The sequence below is a fragment of the Mesobacillus sp. LC4 genome (assembly GCF_053543455.1).
On the sequence record NZ_JBGCUB010000014.1, the window covers coordinates 1 to 15,536 of the forward strand.

General features: G+C 43.4%; 16 protein-coding genes and 2 tRNA genes. 14 read left to right on the forward strand and 4 right to left on the reverse strand.

The genetic code is table 11. The annotated features are described in order from the left end of the window. Positions 1-117: 117 nt before the first annotated feature. The 6 genes from AB5I83_RS22530 (at position 118) to tsaD (ending at position 3,193) form a co-directional block, all read left to right on the forward strand. Positions 118-191: transfer RNA gene (locus AB5I83_RS22530), tRNA-Met, on the forward strand. A gap of 23 nt (positions 192-214) precedes the next feature. Next, positions 215-290, forward strand: a tRNA-Asp gene (locus AB5I83_RS22535). A gap of 266 nt (positions 291-556) precedes the next feature. Continuing rightward, complete coding sequence (tsaE, locus tag AB5I83_RS22540) at positions 557-1,009, forward strand: tRNA (adenosine(37)-N6)-threonylcarbamoyltransferase complex ATPase subunit type 1 TsaE (RefSeq protein WP_448978654.1); 453 nt, start codon at positions 557-559, stop codon at positions 1,007-1,009. Beyond that, positions 1,010-1,711: a tRNA (adenosine(37)-N6)-threonylcarbamoyltransferase complex dimerization subunit type 1 TsaB gene (gene tsaB / locus AB5I83_RS22545; RefSeq protein ID WP_448978656.1), complete on the forward strand. Its 702-nt coding sequence runs from the start codon at positions 1,010-1,012 to the stop codon at positions 1,709-1,711. A gap of 13 nt (positions 1,712-1,724) precedes the next feature. Further along, the gene (rimI, locus tag AB5I83_RS22550) at positions 1,725-2,174 is read left to right on the forward strand and encodes a ribosomal protein S18-alanine N-acetyltransferase (protein WP_448978658.1); all 450 of its coding nucleotides are present in this window, start codon (positions 1,725-1,727) and stop codon (positions 2,172-2,174) included. After that, positions 2,174-3,193, forward strand: a complete 1,020-nt coding sequence (gene tsaD / locus AB5I83_RS22555; protein ID WP_448978659.1) for a tRNA (adenosine(37)-N6)-threonylcarbamoyltransferase complex transferase subunit TsaD — start codon at positions 2,174-2,176, stop codon at positions 3,191-3,193. Before rimI ends, tsaD begins: the two co-directional genes overlap by 1 nt. Positions 3,194-3,682: 489 nt before the next feature. Here tsaD and AB5I83_RS22560 read toward each other — a convergent pair whose 3' ends face one another. Further along, on the reverse strand, positions 3,683-5,611 hold the full coding sequence (locus AB5I83_RS22560) for an ABC-F family ATP-binding cassette domain-containing protein (protein ID WP_448978661.1): 1,929 nt from the start codon (positions 5,609-5,611) through the stop codon (positions 3,683-3,685). A gap of 178 nt (positions 5,612-5,789) precedes the next feature. Between AB5I83_RS22560 and moaC the strand changes: the two genes are divergently transcribed. Together moaC and AB5I83_RS22570 are read left to right on the forward strand one after the other, a co-directional pair. Continuing rightward, entirely contained in the window at positions 5,790-6,284 is a 495-nt protein-coding gene (gene moaC / locus AB5I83_RS22565) for a cyclic pyranopterin monophosphate synthase MoaC (RefSeq protein ID WP_448978663.1), read from the forward strand. Between the two features lie 27 nt (positions 6,285-6,311). Further along, positions 6,312-6,977, forward strand: a complete 666-nt coding sequence (locus AB5I83_RS22570; RefSeq protein WP_167834465.1) for a redox-sensing transcriptional repressor Rex — start codon at positions 6,312-6,314, stop codon at positions 6,975-6,977. A gap of 25 nt (positions 6,978-7,002) precedes the next feature. On the opposite strand, the gene AB5I83_RS22575 is transcribed toward AB5I83_RS22570, so the two are convergent. Further along, a complete protein-coding gene (locus tag AB5I83_RS22575; RefSeq protein ID WP_448978666.1) occupies positions 7,003-7,203 on the reverse strand; it encodes a YdiK family protein in 201 nt (66 codons plus the stop codon). A 3-nt stretch (positions 7,204-7,206) separates the two neighbouring features. Beyond that, positions 7,207-7,938, reverse strand: coding sequence for a CPBP family intramembrane glutamic endopeptidase (locus AB5I83_RS22580; RefSeq protein WP_167834467.1), 732 nt, complete (start codon positions 7,936-7,938; stop codon positions 7,207-7,209). Between the two features lie 246 nt (positions 7,939-8,184). Between AB5I83_RS22580 and AB5I83_RS22585 the strand changes: the two genes are divergently transcribed. From AB5I83_RS22585 to AB5I83_RS22605, 5 genes are all read left to right on the forward strand, one after another. Continuing rightward, on the forward strand, positions 8,185-8,712 hold the full coding sequence (locus AB5I83_RS22585; RefSeq protein WP_448978697.1) for a GNAT family N-acetyltransferase: 528 nt from the start codon (positions 8,185-8,187) through the stop codon (positions 8,710-8,712). A 184-nt stretch (positions 8,713-8,896) separates the two neighbouring features. Beyond that, complete coding sequence (gene groES / locus AB5I83_RS22590; protein WP_041967795.1) at positions 8,897-9,181, forward strand: co-chaperone GroES; 285 nt, start codon at positions 8,897-8,899, stop codon at positions 9,179-9,181. Between the two features lie 56 nt (positions 9,182-9,237). Further along, complete coding sequence (gene groL / locus AB5I83_RS22595; protein WP_167834469.1) at positions 9,238-10,866, forward strand: chaperonin GroEL; 1,629 nt, start codon at positions 9,238-9,240, stop codon at positions 10,864-10,866. A gap of 176 nt (positions 10,867-11,042) precedes the next feature. Further along, positions 11,043-11,771: a VCBS repeat-containing protein gene (locus AB5I83_RS22600; RefSeq protein ID WP_448978668.1), complete on the forward strand. Its 729-nt coding sequence runs from the start codon at positions 11,043-11,045 to the stop codon at positions 11,769-11,771. Positions 11,772-12,001: 230 nt separating this feature from the next. Next, a complete protein-coding gene (locus tag AB5I83_RS22605; RefSeq protein WP_448978670.1) occupies positions 12,002-12,706 on the forward strand; it encodes a hypothetical protein in 705 nt (234 codons plus the stop codon). A 493-nt stretch (positions 12,707-13,199) separates the two neighbouring features. Here AB5I83_RS22605 and AB5I83_RS22610 read toward each other — a convergent pair whose 3' ends face one another. Then, on the reverse strand, positions 13,200-13,724 hold the full coding sequence (locus AB5I83_RS22610; RefSeq protein ID WP_226647591.1) for an ECF transporter S component: 525 nt from the start codon (positions 13,722-13,724) through the stop codon (positions 13,200-13,202). A gap of 230 nt (positions 13,725-13,954) precedes the next feature. On the opposite strand from AB5I83_RS22610, the gene AB5I83_RS22615 reads away from it, so the two are divergent. Beyond that, a complete protein-coding gene (locus tag AB5I83_RS22615) occupies positions 13,955-15,496 on the forward strand; it encodes a glycine betaine uptake BCCT transporter (protein ID WP_448978672.1) in 1,542 nt (513 codons plus the stop codon). The last annotated feature ends 40 nt before the right edge of the window (positions 15,497-15,536 follow it).

A 15,536-nucleotide genomic window follows, 5' to 3' on the forward strand; every position in this document is an offset into this window, starting at 1 on the left:
GCTTCTCAGCGCCGATGGTAGTTGGGGGTTTCCCCCTGTGAGAGTAGGACGCCGCCGGGCTGTTTGAACAATTAAATGGATTACATATTATTCATTTGGATAATATATTATTATCGACGCGGGGTGGAGCAGCCCGGTAGCTCGTCGGGCTCATAACCCGAAGGTCGCAGGTTCAAATCCTGCCCCCGCAATAATCCATCTTTTTATACATATTGGTCCCGTGGTGTAGCGGTTAACATGCCTGCCTGTCACGCAGGAGATCGCCGGTTCGATCCCGGTCGGGACCGCCATTTTAATAGTTTGGTAGATTATCAGGACGAAACAGGGTTTCGTTTTTTTTATTGCCTAAAAAAGAAAAGTAGCTGGTTTTTTTGCCCGTCCTTGATAAATCGTGTAAACTACATATAGAATCGTCATCCTTAGGAGGCATCCTAAGGTTTTTTTATCTTTTAAAGGAAACTATACGTTTTCCTTTATATAAGATCAGCAATGATCGGAGCTAACCAAGGCGATTGGGCTTATCATTATAAATCTGATAATTAGTTAGGTGATATATATGGCTACATATCAATACATTTCAAAGCAGCCGGAAGATACAATGGATTTTGCTAAAAAGCTGGCTGGTCTACTTGAAGCAGGAGATGTCATTGCGCTCGAAGGGGATTTAGGTGCAGGAAAGACGACTTTTACAAAGGGCCTTGCCGAAGGATTGGGGATCACGAGGAATGTGAACAGTCCGACATTTACCATCATCAAGGAATACCAGGGGCGCCTCCCTCTCTATCATATGGATGTTTATCGAGTGGAAGATGCGTTTGAAGATCTTGGTTTTGAAGAATACTTTGAAGGTAATGGTGTGACGGTTGTGGAATGGGCTCATTTGATTGAAGCCCAGCTACCTGAAGAGCTATTGCTTCTTCAATTATATCTTGATGAAGATGGTGCCAGAAGAATCATTGCTGAGCCAAAAGGCAATCGATTTGAAGAATTGTGTAAGGAGATTTTTTAAATGAAGGTATTATCAATCGATACGTCCAATTATGTCCTGGGGATTGGCTTGCTTGATGGTGAGACCGTTATGGGAGAGTATATCTCCAATATAAAGAAGAATCATTCGGTAAGGGTCATGCCAGCGATCCAGACATTGATGGAAGAATGTAATATTAAGCCGGCAGAATTATCAAAGATTGTAGTTGCCGAGGGTCCTGGTTCCTACACTGGTGTACGGATTGGAGTGACCATTGCTAAAACAATGGCCTGGAGCTTGAAGATTCCGTTATCAGGAGTATCTAGCCTTGAAGTGGCAGCGGCATCCGCTGGAAGGTATTTTGACGGGTATGTTTCACCTTTCTTTGATGCAAGGAGAGGACAGATTTATACTGGGTTGTATAAGTTTGAGAATCAATTATTGGAGACTGTGAAAAATGATCAGCTTGTCATGTCAGCAGATTGGGTAAAACAATTGAATGAAATGGACAGCAGGATATTGTTCACGAGCAATGATTTGAAACTGCATGAGGAGGTCATTAAGGAGGAGCTTGGTGATAAGGCAGTTTTTGCAGCTGTCACTGAATTGAACCCTAGACCTGCAGAGCTTGCATTATTGGGAAGGGATAAAGAAGGGGTGGACCTTCATACCTTCGTTCCTAATTATATTCGCCTGGCGGAAGCAGAGGCTAACTGGCTGAAAGCGCAAGAGACTAAAAATTAAGTGGGAAGAGAAGATGAATAAAACGATAACGTTCCGGCATATGACGGTAGATGATCTGGATGAAGTGATGGAGGTAGAGGTTAATTCCTTTACCATACCATGGAGCAGGGAAGCTTTTTTCAATGAGTTGACGAAGAATCAGTTTGCGCAGTATTTGATTGTGGAAGTGGATCAAAAGGTAGTTGGCTATTGTGGAGTGTGGATTATCATTGATGAAGCCCATATCACGAATATCGCCTTGCTTCCGGAATACAGGGGAATGAAGCTGGGAGAGGCTCTTATGGCTAAGGTAATGAAACTTGGTCGCGAGATGGGTGCAATGAGGATGACTCTAGAAGTCAGGGTCAGCAATGTGAGGGCTCAAAATTTGTATCGCAAGTTTGGATTCGAAGAAGGAGCTATTAGGAAACAATATTATACAGACAATATGGAAGACGCTTTAGTAATGTGGGTGAATTTATAATGACAAAAGACCAATTAATAATGGGAATAGAGACGAGCTGTGATGAAACGGCTGTTGCGATTGTGAAAAATGGACGGGAGATTCTTGCGAATGTCGTCGCTTCTCAGATTGAGAGCCATAAGCGTTTTGGCGGCGTTGTACCTGAAATCGCTTCTAGGCATCATGTTGAACAGATCACTCTTGTTCTAGAGGAAGCATTAGCCCAGGCAAAGGTTGATGTAAAGGACCTGGATGCGATTGCTGTTACAGAAGGCCCAGGTCTGGTAGGCGCATTATTGATAGGCGTTAATGCTGCCAAAGCACTGGCGTTTGCGAATGGAATACCACTCGTTGGTATCCATCATATTGCGGGCCATATCTATGCGAACCGTCTAGTTGCTGAAATGAACTTCCCGCTGCTGTCACTAGTCGTATCTGGCGGGCACACTGAGCTCGTATATATGAAAGAACACGGTCATTTCGAGGTAATAGGCGAGACAAGAGATGATGCTGCAGGGGAAGCGTATGACAAGGTAGCAAGGACATTGCATCTTCCATATCCGGGTGGTCCGCATATTGACAGGCTTGCCCATGAAGGAAAGGCAACGATTGACTTGCCACGTGCATGGCTCGAAGAAGGCTCCTATGATTTTAGTTTCAGCGGTTTAAAGTCTGCTGTGATCAATGTTGTGCATAATACCCAGCAGCGAGGTGAGGAAATAGCGCCTGAAGACCTTGCAGCTAGCTTCCAGGAAAGTGTGATCGATGTACTTGTCACTAAAACACAAAGAGCTGTTAAGGAGTACGGAGTAAAACAAGTTCTTCTTGCTGGAGGAGTTGCAGCGAATAAGGGATTGAGAGAAAAACTATCCACAGAATTTGTAGATTCGGATGTGGAAATTGTTATTCCTCCATTGTATTTGTGCACAGATAATGCGGCCATGATTGCTGCTGCAGGAAGTGTTATGTATGAAAAAGGCCAGCGAGCTGATTTAACTTTGAATGGAAATCCAGGTCTAGAGATTACTATCCACAACTAAAGTCGCAAGAGAAAAAAATGTTGTCAGACTCTTCTGTGGATATGTTAGTGTTTCAGAGGTTAATCTGTGTATAATGTGGATAAAATCAGCTATTTTTGTGGATAATGTGGAAAACTATCTGGATAAGCTATAAATCAGTCTTTACTATGTGAATAACTATGTGAACAAAAAGTCCCGGTTTTTAAATCGGGGCTTTTTTGTGGATTATTTGCGCTTTTTCATAGAATATTGTCGAAAATATGCTGGATATGTCATTTTAGGTTGCATGTTGATTTCACAGTGTTTATTCCAAATTGCTTGATTTTGTCGTATTTTTTGTAGTTAATCGGAATATCTCCGCCTATTGCTGCTTGAAAAGTGTCTTTTGAATACAATAACCGAAAATTCTCCGCTTATGAATTCTCTTACATACACGAAAATGAACAATGAATGATAATCGGGCATTCAAAAAATAAATACCGGACACATTCATGTCCGGTATTTCAATCATTAAGCCAGCTCTGTCCACTCTTCCATCAATTCATCGAGTGTCTCTTTGGCGGCTTCAATTTTGCTATTGATTTCTACAGCTTTTTCGTGATCCTGGAAGATTTCAGGGTCACAAAGCAATTCTTCATATTCAGCGACTTCCAACTCCAGCTGTTCAATTCTTGCTTCCACTTCTTCCATGCGGCGTTTGCGCTGGCGTTCGAGTTTTTTGGCTTCTTTGTCTTGCTGGTAGGAGGTCTTGTCCTGCTTGGAGTTATCCACAGCACTTCCCGCTGCTTTGGCAGCCTGTTCGGCCATGGCTCGCAGTTCTTCCTGCTCCAGCTTTTTCTCGACATAGTAATCGTAATCACCAAGGTATTCCGTTGCACCGCCTCGATCGAGCTCAAGGACTTTTGTGGCTATCCTGTTGATAAAATAGCGGTCATGTGAGACGAACAGGATGGTGCCTGGATAATCGATCAGTGCATTTTCAAGCACTTCCTTGCTGTCCAGATCAAGGTGGTTTGTCGGCTCGTCCAAAATTAAGAAATTCGAGTTCTGCAGCATCAGCTTGGCCAGTGCCAAACGTGCTTTTTCGCCACCGCTAAGGGTGGAAACGATCTTTAGGACATCGTCTCCTGAGAATAGGAAGTTCCCTAAGACGGTACGGATTTCTTTTTCAGATTTCAATGGGTATTCATCCCAGAGTTCATTCAAAACCTTTTTGTTCGAGCTAAGTTCTGCCTGTTCCTGATCATAGTAGCCAATCGAGACATTAGAACCGTATTGAATATTCCCTTTAATCGAAGGCAGTTTCTCCACGATGGTTTTTAATAAAGTTGATTTACCAACGCCATTTGGTCCAACCAATGCGGTACTGTCTCCACGTGAAAGATTGAAAAAGATATTTTCAGATACGATGTCATTGTGATAGCCGACAGATAGGGCATCAACCTTCATGACATCGTTCCCGCTTTGTCGTTCGATTTGAAAGCTGAATGAGGCAGATTTTTCATCTCCCTTGGGCCTGTCCATGCGATCGATTTTTTCCAGCTGCTTCCGACGGCTTTGGGCACGCTTGGTTGTGGATGCCCTGGCCAAGTTCCTCTGGATAAAATCCTGGAGCTTGAAGATTTCATCCTGCTGCTTCTCATACAGTTTCATGTCGCGTTCGTAATTCGCAGCTTTCTGATCTAAGTACGAGCTGTAATTGCCAGGAAACTTTGTCAGCTGATGGCGGGAAATTTCATAAACCTGGTTGACGACCTTATCAAGGAAATAGCGGTCGTGGGATACAATCAGGATTGCCCCGTTGTAGCCCTGCAAATACTGCTCAAGCCACGATAGCGTATCAATATCAAGATGGTTCGTCGGTTCATCGAGAATCAAAATATCCGGACGGGTCAATAAAAGTTTCGCCAATGCGAGTCTAGTTTTTTGTCCTCCGCTTAAAGTGGATATTTTTGTGGAATAATCAAAAGAATGGAAGTTAAGGCCGTGAAGGACGGAACGAATATCGGCTTCATATTGGTAGCCGCCTTTTTCCTTGAACTGGACCTGAAGCAGGTCATAATCTTTTAAAACCCTGTCGTATTCTGTCTGGTTAGAAAGAATGTCAGGATCCGACATCTTTTCTTCCAATCTGCGCAATTCTTTTTCCATGCTGTGCAGATAGTCAAAAACGGCCAGCATTTCATCCCAGATGCTTTTCTCGGATTCCAGCCCGGTATTCTGGGCGAGATAGCCAATCATCGTCCCTTTAGGACGGATGATTTCACCGCCATCATGGGATTCATACCCGGCAATGATCTTCAGCAGGGTTGATTTTCCTGCTCCGTTTCTTCCAACAAGCGCAACACGGTCGTTGGTCTGTATTTCAAACTTTATATTCGATAAAATAAGATCAGCAGCAAAATATTTTGATAGCTGATTAACCTGTAATAAAATCATTGTTTTCACCTCTATTGCCTTAGAGATAGTGTAACCCATTAATATAGGCACGGCAATATGTGCGAACTGCTATAGGTTATATGGTATTGAAATTTCACTATGTATTGTGAACACTGAAACAAAGTTCACACACAAGTTTGACAAAATAGTGTATCATTTGATAGAAAGGAGCTTACATATGGCAGAATTTACTCATTTTAACGAAGAGGGCAGAGCAAAGATGGTCGATGTCAGTGAAAAACCGGAGACGGTCCGTACGGCAGTCGCCCATTCAAGCATAACCGTGAATGAAGATATATATGTGAGAATCACTGAAAATAAAATGAAAAAAGGGGATGTACTGGCTGTCGCGCAGGTAGCAGGCATCATGGCGGCGAAAAAAACGTCTGAAATCATCCCGATGTGCCACCCGATTCCACTGACAGGGATTGACCTTTCATTCGATTGGGAGCAAAATGGAAATGACTATGTTTTAAATATCGCCGCAGCTGTAAAAACAAAAGGGAATACAGGTGTGGAAATGGAAGCGTTAACAGCAGCTTCAGCATGTGCGCTGACTGTTTATGATATGTGCAAGGCCGTTGATAAGGGCATGGTAATCGGAAAGACCTATCTGGTCGAAAAAACCGGTGGTAAGAACGGCGATTTCAAGAGAGAAGAAAAGTTGAGATAGAAATACGGACAGGGTGGAGGATGGAGAATGACGAATGATGCTATGAAGATTCCGCAGGCAACCGCAAAACGTTTGCCGCTGTATTACCGGTTCTTATTGAACTTGCATTCTTCAGGTAAGCAAAGAGTATCATCAGCGGAATTAAGTGAAGCGGTAAAAGTGGATTCAGCGACAATCCGCAGGGATTTTTCCTACTTTGGAGCTTTGGGTAAAAAGGGGTACGGCTACAATGTCAATTACCTGCTGACCTTTTTCCGAAAGACACTGGATCAGGATGAATTGACGAAGGTTGCCTTGATCGGAGTCGGTAATCTGGGAACAGCGTTTCTGAACTACAATTTTTCAAAGAACAATAATACGAAAATCGAGATTGCCTTTGACGTAGATCCAGGTAAAGTGGGCACGAAGATTGGTGACGTAGCAGTGTACCATATGGATGATCTCGACAAAGTTGTCGTAGAGGAAGGCATCCAGGTGGCAATTCTGACAGTCCCGTCTGCTGTCGCACAGCCGATAACAGACCGATTGGTGCAGGCAAATATCAAGGGAATCCTGAACTTCACGCCGGCGAGGCTGAATGTGCCTTCATCGATCAGGATCCATCATATTGATTTGGCAGTTGAATTGCAATCATTGATCTATTTCTTAAAGCATTACCCGACAGATACCGAACCAACAGAATCGGCAGAATAAAAAGTAGCTCCTTCAGAGGAAGGAGCTACTTTTTCTGTATATTCTTCAATTTGAAATGAAAAAGGATCATCCTGATGCCAGAACCAAAGTCGAACGTGGCAAGAGCCACTAGTAAGTAGCTGAAGAATCCCCATCCTGAATCGTTTACATTCTGGATGGCGAAATAGGTGAATAAGCTGCCTAACAAGATGTAGACAATGCCTGAAAATAAAGGCGATTGTTTCATAACTTAGAATCCCCCAATAAAACCTTGAATTTTCTCTGCTTCTTTTATCATTCTCTCAATGTCTTCCCTAAATACGGATTGAAGCAGGACAACCATTGTATTCATTGTAACATGGGCGATGATTGGCACGATGATCCGCTTTGTTTTTACATAAAGGAAAGCAAAAGTGAACCCCATTGCAGAGTACAAGATCACATGCTCTGGTTCCATATGTGCAAGCGCAAAAATAACAGAGCTGATCAATCCAGCGAAAAAGAAATTCATTTTCTTATGCAGGCTGCCGAAAATGATCTTACGGAAGACGATTTCCTCTAATATAGGGCCGATGATCGAACTGACCAAAATGACAACCGGGAACATTTCAATCAGCTTAATGATTTCCTGTGTATTCTCAGAGCCCATTTCGATGCCAAGCATATTCTCGATATTGGCGGCGATTGATTGCGCGAACAGTGCGAGGAATACACCTGCGAAAGCCCAGGCGGCTGAGCTTGCTGGAGAGGACGCATCACGTAAGTCCGCATGAGATCTGCGTTCTTTCCTTAAAAGCAAAAGCACGATGACTAGTGTCAGTGAAAAGCTGATCACAAGCCAGTATGGAATCGAGAGGGTCTCCATTTCCTCCAGGCTCTTTCCCATCGCAGCACCGGTGAAGGCGACAATCGGGATGCCAATCAGGCTTGAAAGCTGCATGACGATATAGGCGATAATGATGTACCAGTATTCCTTTTTCAATAGAAAAACTCCTTATCAATGCAGATAATGTATGTCCTGAAATTTTACGTAATAATAAGCCGACCTGTAAAATAAAATACGAGGACAGCTTTGGTTTGGATAGACACTGTCTTTATTCTACTAATAAATGATTGGAAAGTTCAAATTGTAGGGTCAGGAGAAAAAACGGTGGAACCAGGTTTTAATCATTTTGGAGAGCACTTGCGGGATAAGGTGAATAATTTTATGAAAAGGGTCGGAGGAAACATGATCTATTTGGAAACGCCAAGGCTGAAGCTACGTGACTGGTCAGCAGAAGATCTGGAGCACTTTGCAAATATGAATGCGGACCAGGAGGTCATGAAGTATTTTGCCAATACTTTATCAGAAGAAGAAACGCACCAATTTTATCAAAACATTATCTCCGAGTTGGAGGATTGCGGCTATGGGCTGTATGCTGTTGAAGTCAAGGAGACGAAAGAATATATAGGTTTTATAGGATTTCACAGGGCAACTTTCGAAGCGGATTTTACGCCGTGTATCGAAATTGGCTGGAGGCTCAAGAAAGAGTCATGGGGAAATGGGTATGCAACGGAAGGGGCTAAGGCTTGTCTGGAGTATGGATTCAATGAACTGGGCTTTAGCAAGGTCGTCAGTTTCACAGCTGAGATCAACAGACCTTCTATAAATGTCATGAAAAAAATCGGCATGAAGCCTGTCAAGACTTTTCAACATCCTAAAGTGGATAAGGGCAGTCCTTTGAGGAGGCATGTCCTGTTTCAAATAGAATGTTAAGACCGTCAGCAGAGAATTTTCCACGATTCGACAAGGGCATGGGAATCATAATTTTTTAAGAAAAAATCTTGCTTCACGCTTGCAAAAAAAATGGAGATTCATTATTATATAAATTGTGTTAGCACTCTATTGAGGCGAGTGCTAATAAAAATAATTTACATATAATTTGAGGAGGTTGTTTCACTTGATCAAGCCACTAGGAGATCGCATTATTATCGAGCTTGTTGAGTCTGAAGAAAAAACTGCAAGCGGTATCGTGTTACCCGACACAGCGAAAGAGAAACCTCAAGAAGGTAAAGTCGTAGCTGTTGGAACTGGCCGTGTCCTTGAAAACGGCGAGCGTGTTGCTCTTGAAGTTGAAGTCGGAAACCGCATTATCTTCTCAAAATACGCAGGCACAGAAGTGAAGTACCAGGGAACTGAGTATCTGATCCTACGTGAAAATGACATTTTAGCAGTAGTAGAATAATCACTGCGATTATAAACAGAACGTTAAATTAAAAATTCTGAGGAGGTTTTTCTACAATGGCAAAAGAAATTAAGTTCAGTGAAGAAGCACGCCGCGCAATGCTTCGCGGGGTAGATTCTCTTGCAAATGCAGTAAAAGTAACTCTTGGACCAAAAGGACGCAACGTGGTTCTTGAGAAGAAATTCGGTTCACCTCTTATCACGAACGATGGTGTAACAATCGCAAAAGAAATCGAACTTGAAGACGCATTCGAAAACATGGGTGCTAAGCTTGTTGCTGAAGTAGCAAGCAAGACGAACGACGTTGCTGGTGACGGTACGACTACGGCAACCGTTCTTGCTCAAGCAATGATCCGTGAAGGTCTTAAGAACGTAACTGCTGGCGCTAACCCAATGGGCATCCGCAAAGGTATGGAAAAGGCTGTTATTACAGCTGTTGAAGAGCTTAAGGCTATCTCTAAGCCAATCGAAGGCAAAGCTTCTATCGCACAAGTTGCGGCAATCTCTGCTGCTGACGAAGAAGTTGGCCAATTGATTGCTGAAGCTATGGAGCGCGTTGGCAACGACGGCGTTATCACAATCGAAGAATCTAAAGGCTTCACGACAGAATTGGATGTTGTTGAAGGTATGCAGTTCGACCGCGGATATGCATCTCCTTACATGGTAACTGATTCTGATAAGATGGAAGCAGTTCTTGAAAATCCATATATCCTGATCACTGACAAGAAGATTGGCAGCATCCAGGAAATCCTTCCTGTCCTTGAGCAGGTTGTACAGCAAGGCAAGCCATTATTGCTTGTTGCTGAAGATGTTGAAGGTGAGGCACTTGCTACATTGGTAGTCAACAAGCTTCGCGGAACATTCAACGCAGTAGCTGTTAAAGCTCCTGGCTTCGGTGACCGCCGTAAAGCTATGCTTGAAGACATCGCTGCATTGACTGGCGGTGAAGTGATCACTGAAGAGCTTGGACGCGACCTTAAGTCTGCTACAATCACATCTCTTGGACGCGCTTCTAAAGTTGTGGTTACTAAAGAAAACACAACAATCGTTGAAGGTGCTGGAGACAGCGCTGCAATCGAAAGCCGCGTGAACCAGATCCGCGTTCAAATGGAAGAAACAACTTCTGAATTTGACCGTGAAAAGCTGCAAGAGCGTCTTGCTAAGCTAGCTGGCGGCGTTGCAGTCATCAAAGTTGGTGCTGCTACTGAAACAGAATTGAAAGAACGTAAGCTTCGCATTGAAGATGCTCTTAACTCAACTCGCGCTGCAGTTGAAGAAGGTATCGTATCAGGCGGTGGTGTAGCGCTTCTGAATGTATACAACAAAGTATCTGAAATCCAGGCAGAAGGCGACGAAGCTACTGGCGTGAACATCGTCCTTCGCGCAATGGAAGAACCAGTTCGCCAAATCGCTCATAACGCTGGCCTTGAAGGATCAGTTATCGTTGAGCGCCTGAAGCGTGAAGAAGTCGGCACAGGCTTCAACGCTGCAACTGGCGAGTGGGTAAACATGATTGAAGCTGGTATCGTTGACCCAACTAAGGTTACTCGTTCTGCTCTTCAAAACGCAGCATCCGTATCTGCAATGTTCTTGACTACTGAAGCAGTAGTTGCTGACATTCCAGAAGAAGGCGGCGCTGGAATGCCTGACATGAGCGGCATGGGCGGAATGGGCGGCATGATGTAATCTGCTGCTTCACCCCTTTTTAAATAAAAGGCAAAAGCAAAGAGAAGCTTCCTGTAAGTTAAGTAAACTTATGGGAAGCTTCTTTATTTGTTATGCTGTATAAGCAGATAAATGAACCAACATACAATTTTTCGAATATGGTATTGCATAAATCAAATCAATACAGGGAGCAGGTTATGCAAAATCATTATCATAATTCGAATATCAGGAATTCGAATGTCGTAGCTTTTGCTAGAGGCGATGTGAATGGTGACAAGATTCCAGACACAGTGTATGTTACTGGCATGAAAGAATCAGATGTTTCGATTATTAAAAACTTGACGCTTGTCATTCAGGACGGAGCGACAGGAATCCTCACGCAGGTTCGACTTAATGCAGATATGGGTTATCAACCGACGCTGTTTCTCGGTGATTTTACCGGAGAAGGAGTAAGGGATATATTGATCACGATACCAACAGGGGGCAGCGGGGGGACAACTTACAATTATGTTTATACATTTGTTCATAACAATCTGCGGTTGTTATTCGACTCAGATGTCTATAACCAGATGTATCAATATGGAGTTACCTATTTAGATGACTACAAGGTTGAAGTGTTCAGCAGTATAAACAATACAAAATATCTTATTGATTTGACTCTGAGAGAGCCGGAATATTTGAATGAGATATACGATACAAACGGGAAGCTTAGGTCAGTTGTCACCGGTTGGGTGGATCCAATAAGCGGTTTATATCCAATCGATTTTGATTCCAATAAAACATATGAACTTTTGGCCTATCAGAAGATTTCAGGAAGATATCACGCTGATTCATTGGGCTTTATCCAGAATAGATTAAAATGGAACGGCTCCATGTTCGTATTGGATTATCAAGATTTGGCGATTTTTGGTTCTCAAGCTGATTAAACGGTGGTAATCCAGTTTCAGAAATCTTGTTGCGGCTGATAGGCTTGTATATCGCTATAAAAATGCCCGGCATCCACTTCATTCAATGCTGGGCAACCGACTTTTTCACAAAGAAAATAATTCCTAACCGATATGTCGAATATCGCCAATTCTGCTAGAATGAAAATATAGCCGATATGACTCTTGCAAATATTGTTGAAACTCGTCATATTGGAGATAGGAGGTGCGATATGAGACACGATATACAACCGAATGAACAGGCTTTCTCAACAAAAGAAGTGGCAGAAGCTGTTGGGATTGCAACCCCTACAGTTCGAAAGTACGGTCAAATCCTCGAGCGTAATGGATATGAGTTTTTGAAGGATGGCGACCGGAGGATTTTTGTCCAATCCGATATTAATGCGCTTATAGCGCTGCGCGATACGGACAAGCCATTGGACGATACTGCTAAAGACCTTGTTGCCGAGCAAAAGGAGAGGCTGGATGGATCGGGCAGTACAGAGGTTGCAATCAACGATACATATGGGAATAACTTACCGCAGGATCCCGACCAATTAAAAGAGGTATTGCTTTTTGTGGTCAATGAACTGGCTGCCGCGCGTGAAATGAATATTCAGTTGAAAAACGATATGGCCCAGATGAAGACAAGTGTTTCCCAGCTTCAGCAGGATCATCATGTGATTAGTTCCAGTATCGGAAATTCAGCACAAAGAACAAATGCGAAAATTGAAAGATTACTTGAACAGCAAAATACCCATTACGAAGACTTGCTTCAGCAGGAAAGAGAGAGAAGTGAGCTCCTGCAAAAAGAGATTCAGAAAATGCGGGAAGAGCAAAAGGATGAGTGGAACTCCCAGAGTGATTTTAACAAACGTCTGGAAGAGGAAATCAAGAATAGAAAATGGGGATGGCTAACAGCAATATTCCGGAAATAAGGTACAGGCAAGTCCTTGTAAGGGATCTTGCTGCCCGATATGAATACGAGCACGCTGATGGTATTTGTGCCGTGTTTTAGACAGAATTATTGTATATCGCCTGACGGTACGCAATACAAAAACCTTTCAAACTGCCTCCGGAAAGAAAAGTCAGGTATTGTTCACCCCACCTTCAAAATCCAACAATTTCCCGAGAAATATCTACAATTTATGATTGGCGTTCGACAATATATCAGCACACATTAAAGGACATGGAGTCAATGTCTTTTGAGCGCTAATCTATGAATACATAATAAAACCCCCTAAGGATAATATTCCATAGGGGTTTTATCTTTAATAGAACGTATAACTTTTTTGCAATAAGACTAGTGTCTAGCTCCAGCGCCTAGCCCCTCGAGTCGCTTCAGTCCGCCCAATGAAGTCAAAGAGCGACTTCACTGGGCGTCCCTCCAGCGCTGGTCGGGGCTGCCCAAGGCGCCTGCGCTTTTCATAGCTATAACAATTTCTTTATCCGGCCAACAAGTGGGATGACAATCAGACCAGCAATGACGACCTGCATAACGTTTCCTGGAATTGAGCCGAATGGCTGGATCCAGTTTCCGTATAGAACCACTTCTGTAAAGTAGTAGCCAACGATTTTAATGACAAGGGCAACGATAACTGCAAGAGAGTACACATACATTTTCTTGCCAGGCATTTTTTCAGCCATCAATCCAGCTACATAGCCCATCGCGCCGACGATAACGAAAGTGAACGGCGCCCACAATGCCCATCCTGAGATGATGTCGAACAAGCCCATTCCAAAGGCTCCTGCTATTGCACCTGTTTTCCTGCCGTAAACGAAAGCGGCAATAAATAAAGGGATGTTGCCCATATGGATCAGACCTCCATTCCCCATGATCGGGAGCCTGATATTGATGAACATGGTTGCTACAACGGTCAATGCAATAAAAAGAGCATTGATGACTAAAACTTTTGTTTTAGTTGTTTCTTTGGTTGTTGAGTATGCTGCATTCATTTGCTTACCTCTTTCTTTGTTCAGGACTCTTTTCGTATACTTCGAAACAGCCTTTTTACTTTCTATCATACTCTTTATTGGTAACTTATTAAATACATAATAATAGGAACTTGTACAGAATTTTGGGAATTTAATGACCCTCCTATATGGGGATATTCGCGAATGCATGCCTTGATTTCGGGCAAGATAACCGTATCTTGTAAGGAAATTCATCATGGGGAGTGGCTGAAGTGAACAAGGTATCCAAGGTATTCTGGATTTCTCTCGTTATCGCGAGTGCTTTTGTGTTATGGGGTGTGATATCTCCCGTGCAATTAGGAGAGGTGATGGATCAGACCAAAGCCTATTTTTTGAGTTCATTTGGCTGGTTTTATCAATTGGCAGCTTCATTCTTTTTGCTTTTTGCGATCTTTTTGATTTTCAGCAAATACGGGAAGATCAAACTAGGAGCAGATGATGATAAACCAGATTTCAATAGATCGACCTGGTTTGCCATGTTATTCAGTGCAGGAATGGGAATTGGATTGCTATTCTTTGGTGTTTCGGAGCCGATTTCCCATTTTGCATCTCCGCCTATTGGAGAAGGTGGAACCCCCGAGGCTGCCAGGGTTGCATTGAGATACACTTTTATGCACTGGGGTTTTCATGCATGGTCGATTTATGCAGTCATTGCACTTGTCCTGGCGTACTATAAGTTCCGTAAAAAGAAGCCAGGATTAATGAGTGTCACGCTCACCCCTTTAATTGGTGACCGGGCAAAAGGGACAATCGGCACCATTATCGATGTAGTTGCCGTCTTTGCGACCATTTTCGGTGTGGCTGCATCGCTAGGATTGGGAGCGGCGCAAATAAATGGGGGTCTCAACTATGTAGCTGGGATACCGAACAACTTTACGGTCCAGCTTATTATAATAGCAATCGTAACGGTTCTCTTTCTGCTTTCGGCCAGCACGGGACTGCAAAAAGGAATCAAGTATTTAAGCAATGCAAATCTGATTTTGGCGGTGATCCTGCTCTTCGCCATGCTTTTTTTAAGTCCTACCGGGTTTATTCTTGACCTTTTCACCACAACCCTAGGAAGCTATGTACAGAATCTGCCGAGCATGGGTTTGAGGCTGGCTCCGTTCAATGAGGAACGATCGGCCTGGATCCAGGATTGGACCATATTTTACTGGGCCTGGTGGATTGCCTGGGCACCGTTTGTCGGGACATTCATTGCTCGTGTTTCCAAGGGACGGACGGTGAGGGAATTCATGATCGCTGTTCTCGTTATCCCTACACTTGTCTGTGCGTTTTGGTTTGCCGTATTTGGCGGCACGGCGATTTACTTCGAGTATTTCCAGGGTGCAGCCATTTCGAGTCAACCCCTGGAAACAGCGCTGTTCTATGTATATGACCTGCTGCCGTTCTCAGGGTTGCTGGTCATTGTAACTTTGCTGCTGATCACAACTTTCTTTGTCACTTCAGCCGACTCGGCAACATTTGTCCTGGGTATGCAGACTGCGAAAGGTGACTTGAATCCTCCTAATTCGGTGAAGATCATCTGGGGGATTTTCCTTTCAGCATCGGCCATTGTCTTAATGCTATCCGGCGGGCTAAGCGCGATGCAGACCGCTATCATAGTCAGTGCCTTTCCATTGACCTTTGTCCTGATCGCCATGTCTTTTGCGATTTTGAAAGACTTCAGGAAAGAAGTCCCCGGAAAGAAGGCTAGTGAAAAGAAAGCTAAAGTAAAAGTGAAGAATAATGATACAGAACCGAATCCAATATAGCATTTCTATCTGGATCCTTCCTGTAATGGGAATGGTCCTT

What these genes read in the sequence shown, in the direction of transcription:
- tsaB (WP_448978656.1), top strand. Translation starts at nt 1,010, where the DNA reads ATGAAGGTATTATCAATCGATACGTCCAATTATGTCCTGGGGATTGGC.
- groL (WP_167834469.1), top strand. Translation starts at nt 9,238, where the DNA reads ATGGCAAAAGAAATTAAGTTCAGTGAAGAAGCACGCCGCGCAATGCTT.
- moaC (WP_448978663.1), top strand. Translation starts at nt 5,790, where the DNA reads ATGGCAGAATTTACTCATTTTAACGAAGAGGGCAGAGCAAAGATGGTC.
- AB5I83_RS22575 (WP_448978666.1), bottom strand. Translation starts at nt 7,203, where the DNA reads ATGAAACAATCGCCTTTATTTTCAGGCATTGTCTACATCTTGTTAGGC.
- tsaD (WP_448978659.1), top strand. Translation starts at nt 2,174, where the DNA reads ATGACAAAAGACCAATTAATAATGGGAATAGAGACGAGCTGTGATGAA.
- AB5I83_RS22585 (WP_448978697.1), top strand. Translation starts at nt 8,185, where the DNA reads ATGATCTATTTGGAAACGCCAAGGCTGAAGCTACGTGACTGGTCAGCA.
- AB5I83_RS22560 (WP_448978661.1), bottom strand. Translation starts at nt 5,611, where the DNA reads ATGATTTTATTACAGGTTAATCAGCTATCAAAATATTTTGCTGCTGAT.
- AB5I83_RS22605 (WP_448978670.1), top strand. Translation starts at nt 12,002, where the DNA reads ATGAGACACGATATACAACCGAATGAACAGGCTTTCTCAACAAAAGAA.
- rimI (WP_448978658.1), top strand. Translation starts at nt 1,725, where the DNA reads ATGAATAAAACGATAACGTTCCGGCATATGACGGTAGATGATCTGGAT.
- AB5I83_RS22600 (WP_448978668.1), top strand. Translation starts at nt 11,043, where the DNA reads ATGCAAAATCATTATCATAATTCGAATATCAGGAATTCGAATGTCGTA.
- AB5I83_RS22610 (WP_226647591.1), bottom strand. Translation starts at nt 13,724, where the DNA reads ATGAATGCAGCATACTCAACAACCAAAGAAACAACTAAAACAAAAGTT.
- tsaE (WP_448978654.1), top strand. Translation starts at nt 557, where the DNA reads ATGGCTACATATCAATACATTTCAAAGCAGCCGGAAGATACAATGGAT.
- AB5I83_RS22570 (WP_167834465.1), top strand. Translation starts at nt 6,312, where the DNA reads ATGACGAATGATGCTATGAAGATTCCGCAGGCAACCGCAAAACGTTTG.